Origin of the sequence: Streptomyces sp. NPDC059788, assembly GCF_042732265.1 — a bacterium.
Taxonomy (GTDB): domain Bacteria; phylum Actinomycetota; class Actinomycetes; order Streptomycetales; family Streptomycetaceae; genus Streptomyces.
On record NZ_JBHWHY010000012.1, the window covers coordinates 158,569 to 177,715 of the forward strand.

13 protein-coding genes are annotated in these 19,147 nt (G+C 73.2%); 5 read left to right on the plus strand and 8 right to left on the minus strand.

Annotated elements, in window-relative coordinates; all coding sequences use genetic code 11:
* Position 1 precedes the first annotated feature (1 nt).
* The 6 genes from ACFV57_RS13525 to ACFV57_RS13550 all read right to left on the minus strand — a co-directional run bounded on the left by ACFV57_RS13525 (position 2) and on the right by ACFV57_RS13550 (position 10,684).
* A complete protein-coding gene (locus tag ACFV57_RS13525; RefSeq protein ID WP_385229974.1) occupies positions 2–1,906 on the minus strand; it encodes an AMP-binding protein in 1,905 nt (634 codons plus the stop codon).
* Between the two features lie 88 nt (positions 1,907–1,994).
* Positions 1,995–3,155: an acyl-CoA dehydrogenase family protein gene (locus ACFV57_RS13530; RefSeq protein WP_385229977.1), complete on the minus strand. Its 1,161-nt coding sequence runs from the start codon at positions 3,153–3,155 to the stop codon at positions 1,995–1,997.
* Positions 3,152–6,331 (minus strand): amino acid adenylation domain-containing protein, encoded by a 3,180-nt coding sequence (locus tag ACFV57_RS13535; protein ID WP_385229979.1) that lies wholly within the window; start codon positions 6,329–6,331, stop codon positions 3,152–3,154. Before ACFV57_RS13535 ends, ACFV57_RS13530 begins: the two co-directional genes overlap by 4 nt.
* A gap of 140 nt (positions 6,332–6,471) precedes the next feature.
* Positions 6,472–8,016, minus strand: a complete 1,545-nt coding sequence (locus ACFV57_RS13540; protein WP_385229982.1) for a non-ribosomal peptide synthetase — start codon at positions 8,014–8,016, stop codon at positions 6,472–6,474.
* Between the two features lie 344 nt (positions 8,017–8,360).
* Positions 8,361–9,707 (minus strand): MFS transporter, encoded by a 1,347-nt coding sequence (locus tag ACFV57_RS13545; protein WP_385229985.1) that lies wholly within the window; start codon positions 9,705–9,707, stop codon positions 8,361–8,363.
* A gap of 281 nt (positions 9,708–9,988) precedes the next feature.
* A complete protein-coding gene (locus ACFV57_RS13550) occupies positions 9,989–10,684 on the minus strand; it encodes a histone deacetylase (protein WP_385229988.1) in 696 nt (231 codons plus the stop codon).
* Positions 10,685–11,011: 327 nt separating this feature from the next.
* Between ACFV57_RS13550 and ACFV57_RS13555 the strand changes: the two genes are divergently transcribed.
* Complete coding sequence (locus ACFV57_RS13555) at positions 11,012–12,598, plus strand: alpha/beta hydrolase (RefSeq protein ID WP_385229991.1); 1,587 nt, start codon at positions 11,012–11,014, stop codon at positions 12,596–12,598.
* A gap of 377 nt (positions 12,599–12,975) precedes the next feature.
* On the plus strand, positions 12,976–14,301 hold the full coding sequence (locus ACFV57_RS13560) for a peptidase (protein ID WP_385229994.1): 1,326 nt from the start codon (positions 12,976–12,978) through the stop codon (positions 14,299–14,301).
* 135 nt (positions 14,302–14,436) lie between these two features.
* On the opposite strand, the gene ACFV57_RS13565 is transcribed toward ACFV57_RS13560, so the two are convergent.
* Positions 14,437–15,222 carry an ArsR/SmtB family transcription factor gene (locus ACFV57_RS13565; protein WP_385229997.1) on the minus strand — a complete coding sequence of 262 codons (786 nt, stop codon included), beginning with the start codon at positions 15,220–15,222 and terminating at the stop codon, positions 14,437–14,439.
* A gap of 148 nt (positions 15,223–15,370) precedes the next feature.
* The gene (locus ACFV57_RS13570; RefSeq protein WP_385230000.1) at positions 15,371–16,078 is read right to left on the minus strand and encodes a lysophospholipid acyltransferase family protein; all 708 of its coding nucleotides are present in this window, start codon (positions 16,076–16,078) and stop codon (positions 15,371–15,373) included.
* 247 nt (positions 16,079–16,325) lie between these two features.
* Between ACFV57_RS13570 and ACFV57_RS13575 the strand changes: the two genes are divergently transcribed.
* The 3 genes from ACFV57_RS13575 to ACFV57_RS13585 all read left to right on the plus strand — a co-directional run bounded on the left by ACFV57_RS13575 (position 16,326) and on the right by ACFV57_RS13585 (position 19,104).
* Complete coding sequence (locus ACFV57_RS13575; RefSeq protein ID WP_385230003.1) at positions 16,326–16,754, plus strand: nuclear transport factor 2 family protein; 429 nt, start codon at positions 16,326–16,328, stop codon at positions 16,752–16,754.
* A gap of 58 nt (positions 16,755–16,812) precedes the next feature.
* Positions 16,813–17,511 carry an alpha/beta fold hydrolase gene (locus ACFV57_RS13580; protein WP_385230006.1) on the plus strand — a complete coding sequence of 233 codons (699 nt, stop codon included), beginning with the start codon at positions 16,813–16,815 and terminating at the stop codon, positions 17,509–17,511.
* Between the two features lie 300 nt (positions 17,512–17,811).
* Positions 17,812–19,104, plus strand: coding sequence for a S1 family peptidase (locus tag ACFV57_RS13585; RefSeq protein WP_385230009.1), 1,293 nt, complete (start codon positions 17,812–17,814; stop codon positions 19,102–19,104).
* Positions 19,105–19,147: the final 43 nt, after the last annotated feature.

Here is a 19,147-nt window from a genome sequence, read left to right on the forward strand (position 1 = left end):
CTCACACCCCCGCCAGGTCGGCGGCGCCGCGCCGGGTGTCCACCAGCGCCGCCAGGGCCCGCAGGTCGGGCTGCCGCAGCACCTCGGGCGCCCGCAGGCGTACGCCGCAGTGCTCCTCGATGCCGGTGAGCAGCCGGGCGGTGGACAGGGAGTTGCCGCCGGCCGCGGCGAAGTTGTCGCCGGTGCCGATGGCCTGGCTGCCGAGCAGGTCCCGGCACAGCCGCAGGACCAGTTCCTCGGTCGGTGTCCGTGGCGCGCCGTCGCCCTCCGGAGCCGTGGTGCCGTCCGTCTTCGCCTCTTCGGCCGCCAGGAGCGAGACCCGGTCGACCTTCCCGTTGGCGTCGAGGGGAAGGGTGTCGAGGAACCGTACGACGGCCGGGACCGCCTGCTCGGGCAGCCAGCCGCGCGCCTCGCGTATCAGCTCGTCCGTTCCCGGCACCGGCTCCCCGGGCACCGGCAGGACGAACGCGACGAGGCGGGTTACGCCGTCCGCGGCTGACCGGACGGCGACCGCCGCCCGCCGGACGCCCGGGTGGTGCTCGAACGCGGCCTCCACCTCGGCGAGTTCGATGCGCACACCGCTCACCTTGACCTGGTCGTCCAGCCGCCCGAGGAATTCCAGCACCCCGTCGGGCCGCATCCGTACCCGGTCGCCGGTGCGGTAGACGCGGTCGGTGCCGCTGACGCCGGGCGGCGGCGCCACGAAGCGGGCCGCCGTCAGCTCCGCGTCCAGGTAGCCGAGCGACAGCACGCCGCCGCCGACGCGCAGTTCACCGGACTCGCCGCGCGGGACCACGCGGCCCGCCCCGTCGGTCACGCAGACGACGGCTCCGTCGACGGGCGTGCCGATCGGCGGCGGCGCGCTGTCGTCGCCGTCCGCCTCGACGTGGTACGCCGTGGTGACGACGGTGGCCTCGGCCGGGCCGTACGCGTTGTGCACCCGAGCCGTGACCTGCGGCGTGGGCCTGCGGCGCAGCCGGTCACCGCCCACGACCAGGTGCCGCAGGCCGGGGAGTTCGGGCCAGGGACGTGCGAGGACCGTCTCGGCGAGCGGTGTGGGCAGTACGGCGATGGAGACCCCGGCCCGCCGCCACCAGCCGGTGAGGGCGTCCGGGTCCCAGCGCACCTCCTCGGGCGGCACGCTCAGCGTGCCACCGGAGGTCAGCGCGGCCCACAGCTCCTTGAGGTGCGGGTCGAAGGAGACGCCGACCAGCAGGCTGTGCCGGTCCCCGGGCCGGGCCCCGGTGTACGCGTGGTACCAGTCCAGCAGCGCACCGAACGACGCGCCGCCCACTGCGACGGCCTTCGGGGTGCCCGTCGAACCCGAGGTCAGTACGGCGTAGAAGGTGCCCGGCGGTGCGGTCTGGGCGGCGGCAGCGGGTCCGGCGCGGAAAGCGGCCACGACGCTGCCGGCCGCGTTGGCGCCCTCGGCGGGCAGCGGCAGGGACAGCGTGTCGCCCGTACGGTAGGACGCGGGCAGCAGCGCCGGATCGCCGACGAGGCAGGGCACGCCCAGCCGTTCGGTCACCGTGGCCAGCCGGTGCTCGCCGGGGCGCGGCCCCAGCGGCAGGTAGACGGCGCCGAGCCGGGCCAGGCCGACCGCCACCGCGACCAGCGCGGCCGAACGGTCGAGACACACACCGACCAGGTCGCCGGGGGACACCCGGCCGCGCAGCGACTCGGTCACCACGCGCGCCAGGGCGTCCACCTCGGCGTAGCTCCAGGACAGTTCGCCGTCCTCGACGGCGGGCGCGTCGGGGGTGCCGCGCACCCAGTGCTCGTAGCGGGCGAGGATGTCCGAACGGTCGGGGCCCGCCGCCACGGTACGCGGGGCGGCGCCGTACGCGATGCTGGGCGGGGCGTCCTGCGGACTGCTGCCGGGACGCTCGTGCGCTGAAGTACTCATGATTCCTCTGGGGTTCGCAAGTTCACGCATTCGTAAGGGGCGGGGCCGGGGGCGACGGTGCGCCCCCGGGCCCCGGAGGTCGGCCGGCTCAGCCGAGACCCATGGACCGGGCGACGATCACCTTCTGGATCTCCGAGGTGCCCTCGATGATCGTCATCGACCGGACATAGCGGTACAGGAACTCCAGCGGATGCCCGCGCACCCACCCCGTGGCGCCGTGCACCTGAAGGGCCCGGTCCACCACCCGCACCGCGGTCTCCGACGAGGTCAGCTTGGCCAGCGCGGCGTTCTCCGGCGCCTCCGTACCGCCGTCCACCAGGCGCGCGCAGGCCAGCGTCAGCAGCTTGGCCGCCTCGATCTCGGCCCGGCTGGTCACCAGGTGCTCCTGCACATGCTGGTACGCGCCGATGCGCTCGCCGAAGGCCCGCCGCTCACGGGCGTACGCGATGCCCTGCTCCAGCGCGTATTCGGCGATGCCGTCGCACATCGCGGCGACGACCAGGCGGCCCCGCGACAGGCTGTCCATGCCGTTGCCGAGCGCCGAGCCGACGCCCTCCGGCCCGCCGATCACGGCGTCGCCCGGCACCCGCGCGTCCTCCAGCAGCAGTTCGTACAGCGGCTCGCCCGACATGCCGTCGTAGCGCTGTCCGATCCGCAGCCCCGGGTTGCCGGCCTCCACCACGAAGGCGGTCGGCTCGCCGCCGGCCGACGCCACGACGAGGGTGAAGTCGGCCCGGTCGGCGTTGCTCACGAACGTTTTGCGGCCCTTGAGGACCCACTCGCCGGTCGCCTCGTCCCGCACGGCGGTGGTGGCCAGCTGGAACGCGTCCGAGCCCGCGTTCGGCTCGGTCAGCGCCAGGCAGCGCACCGCCTCGCCGCGCACCAGCGGCTTGAGATAGCGCTCGATCTGCTCCTCGGTACCGTGCCGCAGCAGCGGGCTCGGGCCGTCGGAGCCGGCGAGCGCGTACGGCGCGAGGGGGCAGCCGCTGCGGCCCGCCGCGTGGTGCAGCAGCACCACGGCCGTGAACGGCATACCGGCGCCGCCCAGCTCCTCGGGATAGTCGCCCGCGTAGAAGCCGAGGGCCGCCGAGCGGCGGCGCACATAGTCGCGCAGCTCGGCCGGGGGCAGGTCGGCGTCCTCCGGCAGGTCGGCCGCCAGCGGTACCAGCTCCTTGCGGATGAAGGACTCGAAGGAGGCGGTCAGTTCCCGGTGGTCGGCCTCCAGGACCGACGAGGGGTAGGTGCTCACGCCGCGACCTCCGCCACCGCACGGGCCTGGTCGGCCAGCACCGGGTTCTGGAAGAACAGGCGCAGCGGCGGCCGGCCGCCGAGCCGGGGCTCCAGCCAGGCGGCGAGCTGCGCCGCCATCAGGGAGTGCCCGCCGATCTGGAAGAAGTGCGACGCCGGGGTGAAGTCGTCGTGGCCCAGCACTTCGCGCCAGCCCTCGGCGAGCAGCGCCACCCGCGGGTCGGCGGGCTCGCCGGACGCCTCGGACGCGGTGCGCGGGTCCGTCTCCTCGGGCAGCTCGGACAGCCGGCGGGCCAGGGCCGCGCGGTCGGCCTTGCCGCCCGGCAGCGTCGGCATGGCGTCCAGCCGTATCCAGCGGGCCGGTACGAGAGCGGTGGGCAGCCGGCGGGACAGCGCTGCGTGCAGCTCCTGCTCGTCCGGACCGTCGCCGTCCCCGGCACGGGACTCCAGGAAGCCGATCAGCCGCGGCCCTGCGGAGCCGCCCGGGTCGAGCACGACGGCGCACGAGCGCCCGCCCAGCTCGGCGGAGGCCGCGGCCTCCACCTCTTCCAGCTCGATGCGGTAGCCGCGCAGCTTGACCTGGTTGTCGCGGCGGCCCAGGAAGCAGAGCCGCCCGGCCAGGTCGCGGTAGCCGAGGTCACCGGTGCGGTAGACCCGCTCGCCGCCCAGGGCGTCCGGCGTCACGAAGCGTTCGGCGGTGGCCCGCGCGTTGCCGAGGTAGCCGTCGGCCAGTCCGGCGCCCGCCACGGCCAGTTCGCCGACCGCGCCCGCGGGCAGCGGCCGCAGCCCGGCGTCGAGCACGAGCATCCGGGTGCCCGGCAGCTCCGTGCCGAGCGGCACCTCGGCGCCGTCCAGCAGGTCCGCGCGGGTCACCTCGTGGACGGTGCTGGTGATCGCCGCCTCGGTCACCCCGTACGCGTTGAGGACGGTCACGGACGCGGACCCGGCGGCGTCCACGGCGTCGAACAGCTCGCGCAGCGCGCCGACCGGCAGCCGCTCGCCGCCCAGGACGACCAGCCGCGGCGCCCAGCGGCCGTCCCGCAGCGCCTCGCCCAGCTCCTGCCGTACGGCGAGGAAGTAGCTGGTCGGCAGGTTGGCGACGGTGACGCGACGGGCCGCCAGCACCGCGGTCAGCTCCTCCGGGGTGGGCACCTCGCGCTGCGGCAGCACCAGGCAGGCACCGGCCAGCAGCGACGGCAGCACCTCCTCCAGCGCCACGTCGAACGACGGCTGGGCGAAGAGCAGCACCCGATCCCGCTCCGACAGGCCGTAGCGGCCCGCCGTCGCGCGGGCGTGCTGCGCCAGGGCCGCACGGCTCACCACGACCGGCTTGGGCAGACCCGTGGAGCCGGAGGTGTGGATCACGTACGCCGCGTCCTTGAAGGCGTCCGGGCCGGTCTCCTGCCCGGCGGGAGCCGCCTCGGGGAACGCGGGGCCGTCCAGCAGCCCCACCGGCAGCCCTTCGGCCGGGAGGGACAGGGCGCTCTCCCGGGTGGCCAGCACCAGCGCGGGGTCCAGCCGCTCCAGCAGGGTCTTGAGGCGCGCGGCCGGGTCGTTGGGGGAGAGGGGGCAGTACACGGCGCCGGTCCGCAGGCAGGCGAGCAGCGTGACGACGGAGTCGGTGCCGCGCGGGAGGACGGCGGCCACCGGGCGGCCCTCCGTCACCCCGGCCGCGCGCAGCCGGCGCGCCAGATCGTCGACGCGGGCGCTCAGCTGACCGTACGTCAGGCTCTGCGTGCCGCCGACGAGAGCCGGTCGGGCGGGGTCGTGCAGGGCGGCCGGGTCGAGCACCCGGTCCGTGGGGACGGCCGCGTCGCAGACCGGTGCGGCGTCCTCGGTCCCGGCGTTTCGCGGGGTGGCGGCCAGCGAGGCCAGCGGTGCGTCCGGGGTCTCCAGGTACGCCCGCAGGACGCCGAGGAAACGTTCCGACAGAAGCCGGACCACGTCCTCGCCGAACAGGTCCCGGTCGTAGTCCCACACCAGGGTCATCCCGGCGGCGCCCAGCCGCGGACCGACCGTCCGCCGGTCGTCCGGCATCAGCACCAGATCCAGGTCGAAGCGCGTGGTGCCGGTGTTGAACCCCTCGTACAGCCCCACCTCCAGCTCCGGCACCTCGATCTCCGGCAGCGGCGCGTCGTGCGCGCTGAACATCACGCTGAACAGCGGGTTGTCCGCGCCGGTGGTGTGCCGCCCGAGCGCCCGCGTCAGCTCCTGCACCGGCACCTCCTGGTGCGGCAGCGCCCGGATCAGCGTGTCGGTCACCTCGTCCACCGTCTCCAGCGCCCCCGCGGCCGGGTCCAGCCGCAGGCGCAGCGGGATGGTGTTGACGAACATGCCGACGGTGTCCTCGAAGCCCACCGGACGGTTGCCCACCGCCGTGCCGACAACGATGTCGGTACGTCCGCTGTGTCGTCGCAGCAGCTCCGCGAACAGGCTCAGCAGCGTGGAGAACGGCGTGTGCCCCTGGGCGCGGCTGCTCTCCCGCAGCCGCTCGGCCAGATCGGCGCCGATCGCCTGGCGCAGCTGCCCGCCCGCGTGCCGCCGCTGCGCGCCGGGCCGGGCGAGGCCGGGCAGCGGCAGGTCGAAGGTGGCGTCGGCCAGCTCCGCCGACCAGTGCGCCAGGCTCGCCTGCCGGTCGGCGCCCGCCGCGGCTCGCGCGTGCTCCTCGTACGAGCGCGCCGCCGACAGCTCCACGGGCTCGCCGAGCACCTGCCCGCGGTACGCGGTGAACACGTCGCGCAGCAGGATCGCGAACGAGTGCCCGTCGTGGATGAGGTGGTGCTCGACATGCACGACCCGGTGGTGCCGCTCGCCCAGCCGCGCCACGCACCAGCGCAGCAGCGGCGCCTCGGAGGTGTCCAGCGGCGTCTCGGCCTCGGCCCGCAGCAACTCCTGGAACGCGGCCTCCGGATCGGCCTCCTGCGTGAGGTCCAGCGTGCGCACCCGTGGGCGACATCGTTCGCGCACCCGCTGCTGGGGCACCTCGCCCGGCTGCTCGACGAGTTCGAGGCGCAGACCGGGGTGCCGGTCGAGCGCGGCGGCCAGCGCGTCGCGCAGCGCCGCCTCGTCGAGGCGGCCCCACAGGTCGATCGAGGCCGTGAAGTTGTAGGCGCGGCTGCCCGGCAGCATCTGCTCGTGCAGCCAGACGACGTCCTGTGACGGTGACAATCCGAACATGGTCCATCCTTCGGTGGTGGATGAGGAGTGGGCTCGGCCCGGTTCCCGCTGTCGGTCGGACGCGGGAGCCGGGGGTGATGCGGTGTGTGGAGCAGATCCGGTGCCGGCCCCGGGGTGCGGGCCGGTCACCGGCGGGCAGGTCAGGCCACTGGGGTGGCGGTGCCCGCGCGGCCTTCGCGGGGCGCGGTGGCGACGGCCGGGGCGCCCGCCGCGTGTCCGGCTCCGCCGGCCGGTTCGCCGGAGAGTTCGGCGGTCAGCGCGGCGAAGGCGTCCTGGACGAGGCCGTCCGGGAAGGCCTCCCGGTCCCAGGCCATCCGTACGAGCAGGTCGGCGCCGTACGAGACGGAGACCGCGAACGGCGCCTGGAGCGGCCGCCCGTCGATGTGCACCTCCCGGCCCGCGACGCCGCCCAGCCGCAGCGGCGGCCGGCGGTGCAGGTCTTCGAAGGTCAGCAGGCCGTCCAGCCGCCCCGGCCAGGGGGCGGCGCCCGACCGGGCCGCGCGGACCACCTCGTCGAACGGCGTGTCGGCGCGGTCCAGATCGTCCCACCAGGTGGTGGTCAGGTCGTCGGGCCCGCAGGCGGCGGCCGGGTGGACGACGGTGTTGAGGAAGCAGCCCAGGGCCGGAGGCGCCGCCGCCGGACGGCCGCCCCAGGGGTAGCCGAGCAGGGGCGTGCGGCCGGGCGCGGCCGTCCCGTACAGAGCGCGCGCGATGCTGCCGCACGCTCCGAGCAGGACGGGGAAGGCCGTGGCGCGCCCGTCGTCCGCACGGATCGGCAGCCGCGTCTGGAGAGCGCCCGTGGGGCGGGACTGCTGTGCGGCCGGCGAGACCTGTGCGGCCCGGTGGGGCTCCGGCACCCCACCGCTCGCCAGTGCCGGAGCGATCCGCCGCGCCCAGTACGCGAGCGCGTCCGGACCCGACGCGCGCTGCTCCGCGTCCAGTTGCAGACGTACGGCCTCCCGGTACCCGGCCGCTTCCGCCGCCGCGCGGTCCGGCGCCACATCGCCGGGGCCGAGCCCCAGCCCGTACGCCTCGCCGAGGTCCGCGGAGATCCGGCCGAGCGACTGCTCGTCGCACACGGCGTGGTCCAGGGCCAGGGCCAGGATCTCCACGGCGCCCGCGGTGCCGGGCGCCCCGGCGTCCGGGCCGTCGGCCCGCGTACCACCGGCGTGGGCGTCGGCCAGGAACAGCCGCAGCGGCGGACCTTCGGCCGCCCAGGCCAGCAGCGTCCGGCGCAGGGCCGCTGCCGCGCTCTCGCCCGGACGCGGCGTCACCCGGCTCACCTGCGCCTCGGGTGCGCCGAGCCGCTGTACGGGCGCGCCGCGCAGCACGTCCGGCCGCGTACGCAGGGCGGGGTGCGCGGCGGCCAGGTGGCCGGCGGCGGCGCGCAGCCGCTCCAGGTCGACCGTGCCGCGGGGGAACGCGAAGAACAGCGGTACGACGTCGGGGCGTCCGCCGGGCGCCAGCCGCCGGGCGAGCAGGAACCGCCGCTGCGCCCCGGTGACGGGCAGCAGCAGGTCCGGGTCGCTCACCCCGGCGGCGGCCTTTTCGTAACGGGCGAGGTACTGCTCGGTGATGTTGGCGACGGCGCCGGGCCGGACGCCGGTGTCGGTGGCGAAGCGGGTACGGATGCCGGTGCCGGCCGGTTGGCCGGTGCTGATACCGACGGTGGTGCTGGGGTCCACGATGATCTCCCTTGCGGCGCCGCGGACGAGGCGTGGCGAACGAGACGTATGAGGCGGGTCAGACGTGCGGGACGTACAGGAGGTGCGAGACGCGCGGGACGCGCGAGAGGTACAAGGCGCGCGGGACGTGCGGGGCATGCGGGCGAACCTGCGTACGGCGGAGGCTCAGGCCCAGGGCGCGAGCCCCGGCCCGGCGCCCTCCGGACCGGCGGCCGTCAGCCGTCGGCGGCCGGCCGTCGGCAGGACGAGGCCCGCCGGAACCCGGAGTCCGGGGAACCGGAGTGCGAAGACGCAGCGATCGGTGAGCGGTTGGTTTCGAGCGTGACCCGGGGCCGGAGCCCGGGTCAGCCGGCGGCTCCGGGCGCATCAGCTGCCTCGGTGGCCTCGGAAGACTTCGGGGCCCCGGGGTCCTCGGGGCCCGCTCCGGGTGCCGCTTCCGCGACCGGCAGGTCCCGCAGGGTCCGCAGCGGTGACAGCAGCAGCGGAATCGGTACGAGCAGGAATCCGGCCGCGCACACCCACACGGCGGCCCGCGAACCGGCCGCCTCGGCGACGGCGCCGCCGGCCAGCGCGCCGAGCGGCATGGTCCCCCAGACCATGAACCGCAAGGTGGCGTTCATCCGGCCCAACAGTGCGTCCGGACAGAGCAGTTGCCGGAAGCTGACCTGGGCCACGTTGTAGACGACGGCGCCGAAGAAGACGGCGCCGGAACCCAGCGCGAACCATCCGGCGGCGGCGCCGTGGCCCGACAGCGGCCACAGCAGGGCGAACGGCCCGGTGACCACGGGGACGAGCCAGATGATGCGGGCCTGTCCCAGCCGCCGCGCGACCGGCCCGGCGCACAGCGCCCCGGCCAGCCCGCCGACGGCGGAGGCGGACAGCATCAGCCCGAGCACTCCGGGCGGCAGTCCCAGCTCCCGCGTCAGGAACACGGTCTGTACGGCGACGAGCATCGCCGAGAAGAGGTTCGCGACCCCCGTCGTCAGGGCGATCACGCGCAGCACGGGGTGCCGCAGCACGAACGCCAGCCCCTCCTTGACCTGAGCGCGAAGCGACACACCCGGTGCGACCTCGGGCTCCGGTTCCTGGACGCGGATGCCGCGCAGGAACAGCGCGGAGGCGAGATATCCGGCCGCGTTGGCCAGGACGGCCACCGGCGGCCCGAGCAGCTGGACGATGCCGCCGCCGAGGCCGGGCCCGGCCACCTGGGCGGCCGAACGCGCCGTCTCCAGCGCCCCGTTGCCCGCCACGAGCCGCGGGCCCGGCAATACCCTCGGCAGGTAGCTCTGGTGGGCGACGTCGAAGAAGACGGTGGCGACGCCGGTGACGAAGGCCACCATGTACAGCTGGGTCATCGTCAGGGCGTGGCACACCGCGGCGAGCGGCACACTGCCCATCGCCACCGCGCGCACCACGTCCGTGCGGATCAGCAGCGGAAGCCGCCGGACCCGGTCCACCCAGGCCCCCGCCGGCAGCCCGATGAGCAGGAACGCCGCGGTCTCGGCCGCGGTGAGCAGGCCCACCTCGAAGGCCGAGGCGTGCAGGGCGACGACGGCCACCAGGGGCAGGGCCACCAGGGCCACTTGGGTACCGGCCTGGCTGGCCGCGGCCCCGGCGAGCAGCAGCCGGAAGTCGCGATGGCGGAGGAGCCCGTCTCCGGCGCGGGTGCCGGGGGCTCGTGTGGTGGTCACATGGCTGACATTTGGTGATGAAGAGGGGGCGGGTCAAAACGACCGGGGGGTTTCCGGACAGCTTGATCCGCATTCCGGACGCCAAACGAAGGTTTTGTCGTAAACCGTCCGTTCTCTCCGGTCCACCCTGCCCTGTGGTGACCTGCTACATCCTCACTAAACGTTCACCACGCGACCATATTTCCGGCCGTCGAGTGAATGTCTGATTAGAGCGGCTCGCCGCGTTCAGGTTCCGTAAGGACTGCTGACGCGCGCGGTGGAATGTGTTACGAGCTGTGAACTCAGCGTGGCCGCGGGCCTCTGACCTCGGACGACTCGGACATCCAGGGGCCCGGCCCGGCCGCCGGGGAGCCCGCCTCCAGAGCCCGGCGGTCCGGCTCCACGGCACGCGGCCCCGTGTCCCCCGGGCCCCGGCGCCGCAGGCCCGTACCGGGACGTACCGGCAGGCCCAGCCGGCACCGGTCCAGGTACTCGGTGATCTCCGAACCGTCCCACCCGCCCGCCTCCCACAGCCCCGACGACAGATGCGCCAGATAGGCGTCGGTCGGCTGCGTGCGCACGACCTCGCCCACGCTCCACGGCGCCGTGAAGGTCAGCAGCGGCAGCCCCTCCAGCGTGCCGGGGTGCACCAGCGTCTCGTAACGCCCGGGCCCGAGCCGCGCCCGGCCCCGGTCCAGCACCTCCGACAGGTCCAGGTCCGCCGCCGGGACCCGGTACATCTCCTGCGCCGCGATGTCGGAGAACTGGCCGAGCGACACCAGGTGGGCACGGGCCCACACCTCGCCGGGCCCGTCCGGGTCGTAGAACGCCACGCCGCCCGTCCAGTTCAGCGACTCCAGCGCGAAGTACATGCTCCCCGGCAGGACGACCGGTACGGAACGGACCGGCGGCCGGGGATCACGGCACCCCGGGCATGTCCGCATGCCGCCCGGCGGACGCCCGCCCGCCAGGTAGTGACGCAGCCGTGCGGCATGCATGTTGGAACCGTAGGACACGTACCAGACGTGCACGCCTCATCCCTTCGCCGCGAGCCCGGGACGAGCCGCGCAACCTTCCCGACCCACACCAACCGAACACAACGCCTGACCCGGGCAATCGACACGTGAAGCAGCATGTCGGGCCAAAAGCCGAGCCGTACGCCATGGTGCGCCCCGCGCTACCGCAGATCGCCGAACGAATCCTGCGGTTTGGTAAAGAAATAGCCGTGAGCCCTGTTCAGAGGGGGGTGACAGCAGACAGGATCCCCCGTGCAGCTCTGTGATCACCGCCGCCACGCGCGGCGCTTTATGCAGGGGGACCCCCACGTGAGACGAACAGCAGCGCTCGGCGCCGCCGGCACCCTGGTGACCGGCACGCTCATAGCCGGAGCGATAGCCGCCACGCCCGCCAGCGCGGGCCAGCACCACCGCGGCTCGGCCGAGGACCGCGGCGTGCGGATCGCCGCCGCCCGCGCGGCCGAGAAGGGCATCGACTGGCAGGCCTGCCCTGCCGACTGGGGCCTGAAGGCTCCCATCCAGTGCGGCTACGTGACCGTCCCGGTCGACTACGCCAAGCCCGACGGCCGCACCATCAAGATCGCCGTGGACCGCATCGGCAACACCGGCGGCAAGAAGGAGCGGCAGGGCTCGCTCATCTACAACCCCGGCGGCCCCGGCGGCTCGGGCATGAAGTTCCCGACCCGCGTCACCAACAAGAACGCCGTGTGGGCCAAGACCGCGAAGGCGTACGACTTCGTCGGCTTCGACCCGCGCGGTGTCGGCCACTCCGCCCCGATCTCCTGCGCCGACCCGCAGGAGTTCGTCAAGGCGCCCAAGGCCGACCCGGTGCCGGACAGCGAGGCCGACAAGCGCGCCCAGCGCAAGCTGGCCAAGGAGTACGCGCTCGGCTGCAAGGAGCGCAGCGGCGCGCTGCTGCCGCACATGACGACGCCGAACACGGCCCGTGACCTGGACGTGATCCGCGCCGGCCTGGGCGAGAAGAAGCTCAACTACCTCGGCGTCTCCTACGGCACCTACCTCGGCGCCGTGTACGCGACGCTCTTCCCGGACCACGTCCGCCGGATGCTCGTCGACTCCGTCGTCGACCCGTCGCGCGAGAAGGTCTGGTACCAGGCCAACCTCGACCAGGACCTCGCCTTCGAGACGCGCTGGGGCGACTGGAAGAAGTGGGTCGCCCAGCACGACGCCGTCTACCACATCGGCAACACCGAGGCCAAGGTCCAGGCGAAGTGGGAGCAGCTGCGCGCCACCGCCAAGAAGAACCCGATCGGTGGCGTCGTCGGCCCGGCCGAGCTGACCAGCTTCTTCCAGAACGCGCCCTACTACGACTCCGCGTGGGCCTCGACGGCCCAGGTGTGGAGCGCGTACCTGTCGGGTGACGCCAAGCCGCTGATCCAGAACGCGGGCCCGGACATGAGCGACACCGCGGGCAACGCCGCCTCCGAGAACAGCAACGCGGTCTACACGGCCGTCGAGTGCAACGACGCCAAGTGGCCCACCAGCTGGCGCAAGTGGGACCGGGACAACATCCGTACCCACGCGAAGGCCCCCTTCATGACCTGGGCCAACGCCTGGATGAACCTGCCCTGCGCCACCTGGCCGGAGAAGCAGCTGACCCCCGTCGACGTGAAGACCGGCAAGGGTCTGCCCAGCGTCCTGATCGTGCAGAGCACCCGTGACGCGGCGACCCCGTACGGCGGCGCCGTCGAGCTGCACAAGCGCCTCAAGGGCTCGCGCATGATCATCGAGAAGGGCGCCGGCTCGCACGGTGTCACCGGCCTGGTCAACCCCTGCATCAACGACCGGGTCGACACCTACTTCCTGACCGGGAAGACCGACTCCAAGGACGTGACGTGCGCGCCGCACGCCACCCCGGAGCCGAGCAAGGCGTAACCGGAGACCGGCACAACCGGGCCCCGTGTACCTGCGGCCGCGCGACATCGCGCCCGCGGGGGCACGGGGCCCGGTGCTGTCCGGGCCGTGCCGCGGACGGCCCGCTCGCGCACGCCGCGACGGGGAACGGTGTACGCACCGTAACGAAGGGGTGAAGGCAGAAGGAACCGAATATATCGAACTCAAGTTCTCTTCTTGCTATATGCTCCCGCTGTCACCACGTGATCACTTTCATCCCTGTCCCGCCACGGCCCGTCCTGCGGCAGCGCCTTGACGCGTCGCCATGACCCGGTGCCATGGCGCGGCGCCGTGTTCCGACACGGCGCCGGGGCCTCGGGGCGAGTCGGTCACGTTCCACGGAACGAACTGGGGGGCCAGTGAAGAGAACCACGAAAACGGCGTTCGGGCTCGGTGCGGCCGGACTCGCACTGTTCACCACGATGGCGCCCGGTGCCCACGCCCGGCCGGCGACGCCGCAGCCGCGCTACACCGAAGCCCAGATAGCGACGATGGACCCGGAGCGGCAGGGGAAGCTGCTCGCACCGCTGCGCGCCGCCGCGAACGCCGCGGACCGTGTCGGATCGAGCGGCCAGGCGGCGGACATCTACGCGGGCGTACGCATCGACGCGCCCCGCGGCACCGTGTACGTCTACCTGACCGACCTGTCCCGGGCCGCGCGGTTCATCGCCGCGGTCGCGGCGGCGGACCGCCACGTCGACACCGGCAGGATCACCACGGTGCAGGCCGGGCACACCCGCCAGGCCATGCACGAGGCCCGCGACCGGCTGCTCGCCGAGGAGAAGGCGGGCAAACTGCCGTACAAAATACACACGGTGGCCGTCGCGGCCGACGCTTCCGCCCTCGAAATAGCGGTGGACAAGCCCGGCGCGGCAACCAAGTCGGCCGCGGCGCGACGGGAGCCGAGCGCGCGCGGCGCCGCACCGTCGCAGGACGTGCCCCTCGTCTTCAAGCAGGGCCGGCGCATATCCCCTGCCGCCCGCACCTGGGCCGATGTGCGCTGGAAGGACGGTACGCCGTTCATCGCCGGTGACGTGCTGACCGACGGCGAACAGTACTGCTCGGCCGGACTGCCCGCCGTACGCAAGAGCGACAACAAGCGCGTCATGGTGACGGCGGCACACTGTTTCGCCAACGGCGCGAAGATAACCACCGGTTCGGGGACCACGCCCACGTTCGGGAAGTTCTACGAGGGGCTGAACGGCCTGCGGGGCAATTACGTCGGTACGGTCACCGGGGTGTCGACCGCCTGGGACGCCGAGCAGCTCATCGGGACCGACAACAACGCCGACGTCAGCGAGACGACCGGCTACAAGCCCGTCACCAGCGTCGCCTACTCGCACAACGGCGACTTCGTCTGCCAGAACGGCGCCGCCTCCTTCTTCATGCGGCAGGAAACCGTCTGCGGCATCAAGGTCACCAACGACGACATCACCTACAACCTGGACACCGGGTGGAAGGTCCGGGGCGTCGAGGGGACCCGGCTGCCCGGCAATCCGTGGACGGTCGCGCACGGGGACAGCGGCTCCATGGTGTACACGGCGAACGGTTCCGCACGCCAGGCGCGCGGAATCGTCTCGGCGCTCGCGGAGCCGTACCAGACCAATGCGGGCAGCTACATGTACTGGACCGAGGCGACGGACATCTTCAACCACTTCGGCCTGAAGCTCAATCCGACGACGTAGTCCGCGCGATACCGCGCGGGACGGCCGACCCGCCCCGGCCGTCCCGCCCGGTGGAACGCAGCTGGAACGCCCCGTGGCCGCGACCCGTCGGCCCGGGGCGAAAGCTCCCCCTGCCCGCTGCCGGACACGTCCGGGTCAGGCCTTTTCGAGGATCGTCTTCAGCTCCGACAGCATCATGACCCAGCCGCCGCTGACGCCCTCCAGCATCTTGGAGTCGGCCGAGGCGAAGCCGTCATGGGTGATGGTCAGCTTCACGCCCAGCTCCGGCTCCTCGGCCGGCTCGATGTCGAAGGCGACCTTCGAGCGCTCCTTGACGGCCTCGGCGAACTCCACGTCGCTCATGCCGAACATCTCCTGGTGCATCGGCTGCAGCGTGTGCCAGGTGTAGGCGAGCCGCTTGCCGGGCTCCGACTCGGTGACGACCTGGCCGAGGTCCTGAGGCTCGCCGCCGTCCTCGACGGGCCACAGCACCTTCGAGCCGGCCTTCCAGTCGGAGGAGGGTGCCCAGCCGCCGTGGTACTGCTTCAGGAACTCCGGGCTGGTCAGCCCCTCCCAGAGCTTCTCGGGCGTGGTGTGGATGTAGATCGTGTAGACGAACTCGGGCTTGCTCATCGCCGGTGCCTCCAGGGTGTGCTTCAGATTGCTGAGTGCGGCCATCCGACCCCGCTCGTACTGGCCGATCCAGCGGTCGGAGATTTCGTGGATGGGCACGGGATTGAGGTAGTGCAGCCTTTCCCGGCCGTGCCGGACCGTCGTGACCAGGCCCGCGCCTTCCAGCACCGCCAGGTGCTTGGACACCGCCTGTCTGGTCATCTCCAGCCCCGCGCACAGCTCGCGCAGGCTCTGGCCGGCCCGCTCGTTCAGCCGGTCCAGCAGCCGCCTGCGGCTCGCGTCCGCGAGCGCCTTGAACACCTCGTCCATGCCATCCAACCCCCTCCCCATCAGATTGGCAACCATTTGGTTGCGTGTCAATCGGGAGGGGTGCAGGCGGGCCGCCCGTCCGGTGAGGTGCCCGCACTCCGGCCGGGGTTACGGGGCGGAGGGCCCTGCCCTGCGCTGCCCCCGCCGCTCAGCGGAACCGCCGTACCAGCCCCCGCTGCGACTGCTGCCGCGCCTTGGCCTCGTTCGCGTACTCGTCCACGTACTCCTGGCCGGACAGCCGCAGAATCTCGTACATGATCTCGTCGGTGACGGCGCGCAGCGCGGCGTGCTCGCCGTCCAGGCCCGCGAACCGACCGAACTCCAGCGGCTTGCCGAACCGGATCGTGATCCGCATGGCCCGCGGCAGCCGCCGCCCGGTGGGCTGCGCCTCGAACGTGCCGATCATCGCGCACGGCACCACCGGCACCTGCGCCTTGATCGCCATCGCCGCCACGCCCGTACGCCCCTTGTAGAGCCGGCCGTCGTGCGAGCGCGTGCCCTCCGGGTAGATGCCCAGTACCCGCCCCTTGCGCAGTACCGCCAGCCCGGACCGCAACGCGGCCTGCGCCGCCTTGCCGCCGGACCGGTCCACCGGAATCTGCCCGATGCCCCGGAAGAACGCGGCGGTCAGCCGCCCGCGCACTCCGGGGCCGGTGAAGTACTCGGCCTTCGCCAGGAACGTGACCCGCCTCGGCACGATGACCGGCATCACGAAGTGATCCGAGAACGACAGGTGGTTCCCCGCGATGATCGCCGCCCCCTCCGGAGGCACATGCTCCAGCCCCTCCACGTGCGGCCGGAAGATCAGCCTCAGTAACGGCCCGAGGATCACGTACTTCAGTACCTGGTAGAACACTGGGCGTCCCCCACTCTCCGAAACCGGCTCAACGGCGTTGTTTTCGCAGGTCAGGCGAGGTGCAAGGGGAAATAGTGTAGGTGCAGGCGCGAAGGTTTTGTAACCACCCGCGGGGGCCCGGTGTCAGCTGCCTCCTGTTCACCGGACCTCTAATCAAACTTGACTAGAGCTCTTGCGGGACGTACCTTCTCTTCCGTCGGGTCACGCGTGACGGGTGCGTGGCCGAAGAGCGTGAGGAGATGTCCGCGTGACCTTCCTGCCTGATACGGGCTATGTGCCGACCGACGAGGACCGCGCGGGCCTGGACGCCTGGTTCGCGGAGTACGACGCGCGGAGTGCGCGGCGCGACGTGGAGCGCATGGCCGACCTGGCGGTGTTCCCGCTCAACCTCGTGAGCGACGACTCGGCCGGCGACGGCCGCTCGGCGCAGTGGGACCGGGCGGCCTACGTCGCGACGATGACGCAGGTGATGGGCTCCGGGGACGAGGACATCACCTTCGAATCCAGCCGGACGCCCGTCTTCCTCTCGCCCTCGATGGCCGTGGTCTTCACGGACTCGACGATGACCCTGGAAGGCCGGAGCCGGCAGCTGCGGTACGCCGACGTCCTGGTCCGGCGGGACGGGGAGTGGGCCTTCCAGACCATGATCCAGAGCGGCTGGGGCGACCACCTCTGAGCCCGGCCGCCGCCCGGGGCGCGGAGCCGTTGTCAGACCCCTGCGTTAGGGTCCGGCCATGGTGAACTTCGTGTTGGTGGCGGGGGCGTGGCTCGGGGCGTGGGCGTGGGACGAGGTGGTTCCGCGACTGCGGGCGGCGGGGCACGGCGCACACCCGCTGACGCTGTCCGGCCTCGCCGACAAGCGCGGCGTACCGGCCGGTCAGCGGACGCACGTCCAGGACATCGTCGGCGAGGTCGAGCGTCTCGACCTCCGGGACGTCGTCCTGGTCGGGCACAGCTACGCGGGCATACCGGTCGGCCAGGCCGCCGAGCGGATCGGTGAGCGGCTGTCCCGGGTCGTTTTCGTGGACTCCAGCGTGCCCGCCGACGGCGAGTCGTTCGTGGCCGGTTGGCCGGGCGAACGGGCGAAGCTGGAGGAGGCGATAGCCGGTAACGGGGGCTTCTGGGCGCCCCCGGCAGCGGCCGACTACGCGGGCCGGGGGCTCACGGACGAGCAGGTGGCGCGGATCATGGCCCGTTCGACGCCGCACCCGGGCGCCGCCCTGACCGAGCCGGCCGAGCTGACGCGCCCGCTCGGCGAGCTCCCGGCGACATACGTCACGTGCTCGCTGGACGGCGCCGGTCCGGGGCCGCGCGTGGCCGAGCTGCTGGCCGGCGGGCGTTGGCGCCTGGTCGAGCTGGACACCGGCCACTGGCCGATGTTCTCCGGGCCGGGCGAGCTGGCGCGGATACTTCTCGACTCGGCCGAGCGGTGACCGGGGGCCAGGCGGTGACTGCGAGCGGGCCGGGTCGGCGCGGGTCGGGGCCGGTCGGGGCCGGTCGGGGCCGGTCGGTCGGAGCATGTGAGGGGTGGGGGAGCGGGGGCAGTGTAAGGGGGTGGTGTGCCGGTGGGGCGGAATTCATCGCGTTGCGAGGAGGGCTGAGTCGGCACGGCCGTGCCCTCCGTAGAACTGGGTGCCCACCGTGCACGGGGGCCGACTGCCGTCACCGCGGCGTGCGTTCCCGTGTGCTCCCCTGTGGCCCGGCTGGAGGTCAGTGAAGTGAGCCACCGATACGTGAGCAGCAGTCACCGGCATGTGAACAAGCGGACCGGCGCCCTCGTCGGCGGCGCGGCGGCGGCCCTCCTGGCCGCGGCGATCGTGCTGCCCCGGGCCGACGCGAGCACGGAGCGGCCGCGGTCACCGCGGGCCTTCTCCGCCGAGTCGGCCGCGCGGACCGCTTCGTCGCTGAAGGCGGATCTCGGCGCCGAGCGTACGGCGGGCTGGTATCTCGACGCCGGGAGCGGGCGGCTCGTGATGAACGTCCTGTCGGCGGACGACGCCGGGGCGGTCGAGGAGCGAGGGGCCGTCCCGCGGGTCGTCCGCAACAGCACGAAGGAATTGCGGGCGGTCACGCGGACGTTGGGCGCCACCGCGGCCCTTCCCGGTACGGCGTGGTCCATCGACCCGAGGACCAACCGGGTCTCGGTCCTCGCCGACCGTACGGTCACCGGCGAGAAGCTGGCCGCCCTCGGCAAGGCGGTGGAGGCCGTGGGGGACGGCATGGTGAGCGTCAAGCGCTCGGCGGGGGAGTTCCGGCGTTACGACGGAGGAGGGAGCGGTGGTGGCGTGGGCGGTGCCGGTGGCGGAGACGGCGGAGATGGTGGGGGCGACGCGGGTGTCGGGGCGCTGCCCATAGGAGGGAGCGCCATCTTCGGGGGCGACGCGCGCTGTTCACTGGGGTTCAACGTCACCCTTCAGGGCGCCCCCGCGTTTCTGACCGCGGGGCACTGCGGCAAGGGTTCCGCGACCTGGTCGGCCGACCAGGCGGGGGCGCGTCCGCTGGGCACGGTGGCCGACGCGCAGTTCCCCGGGAGCGACTTCGCCCTGGTGACGTACGACGATCCGGGCGCCCGGCCGGAGAGCGCGGTGGGCCTGCGGAACGGCGGTACCCAGCAGATATCCCGTGCCGCGGAAGCCGCGGTCGGGATGCGTGTGCAGCGGTCCGGCAGCACGACGGGACTGTCGGACGGGACCGTCACCGGTCTGGACGCGACGGTGAACTACGGCAACGGCGACATCGTCAACGGGCTGATACAGACGGACGTGTGCGCGGAGCCCGGGGACAGCGGCGGATCGATGTTCTCCGGGGACGCAGCCATGGGACTGACCTCGGGTGGCAGCGGCGACTGCACGCGGGGCGGGGAGACGTTCTTCCAGCCGGTCACCAAGGCCCTGGAGGCAACGGGCGCCGAGATCGGGCAGGGGGGTGGTGGCGCGGCCGACGGCGGTGGCGGTGTAGCCAACGGTGGCGGAGGTGCGGCCACCGGCGGCAGCGACACCGACGGCAACAGCAGCGCCGGGACATGACCGCGCCCTCGCATCCCGCCCCGCACCCCGCCCCGCACCCCGC

What these genes read in the sequence shown, in the direction of transcription:
- ACFV57_RS13525 (WP_385229974.1), bottom strand. Translation starts at nt 1,906, where the DNA reads ATGAGTACTTCAGCGCACGAGCGTCCCGGCAGCAGTCCGCAGGACGCC.
- ACFV57_RS13535 (WP_385229979.1), bottom strand. Translation starts at nt 6,331, where the DNA reads ATGTTCGGATTGTCACCGTCACAGGACGTCGTCTGGCTGCACGAGCAG.
- ACFV57_RS13550 (WP_385229988.1), bottom strand. Translation starts at nt 10,684, where the DNA reads ATGCATGCCGCACGGCTGCGTCACTACCTGGCGGGCGGGCGTCCGCCG.
- ACFV57_RS13565 (WP_385229997.1), bottom strand. Translation starts at nt 15,222, where the DNA reads ATGGACGAGGTGTTCAAGGCGCTCGCGGACGCGAGCCGCAGGCGGCTG.
- ACFV57_RS13580 (WP_385230006.1), top strand. Translation starts at nt 16,813, where the DNA reads ATGGTGAACTTCGTGTTGGTGGCGGGGGCGTGGCTCGGGGCGTGGGCG.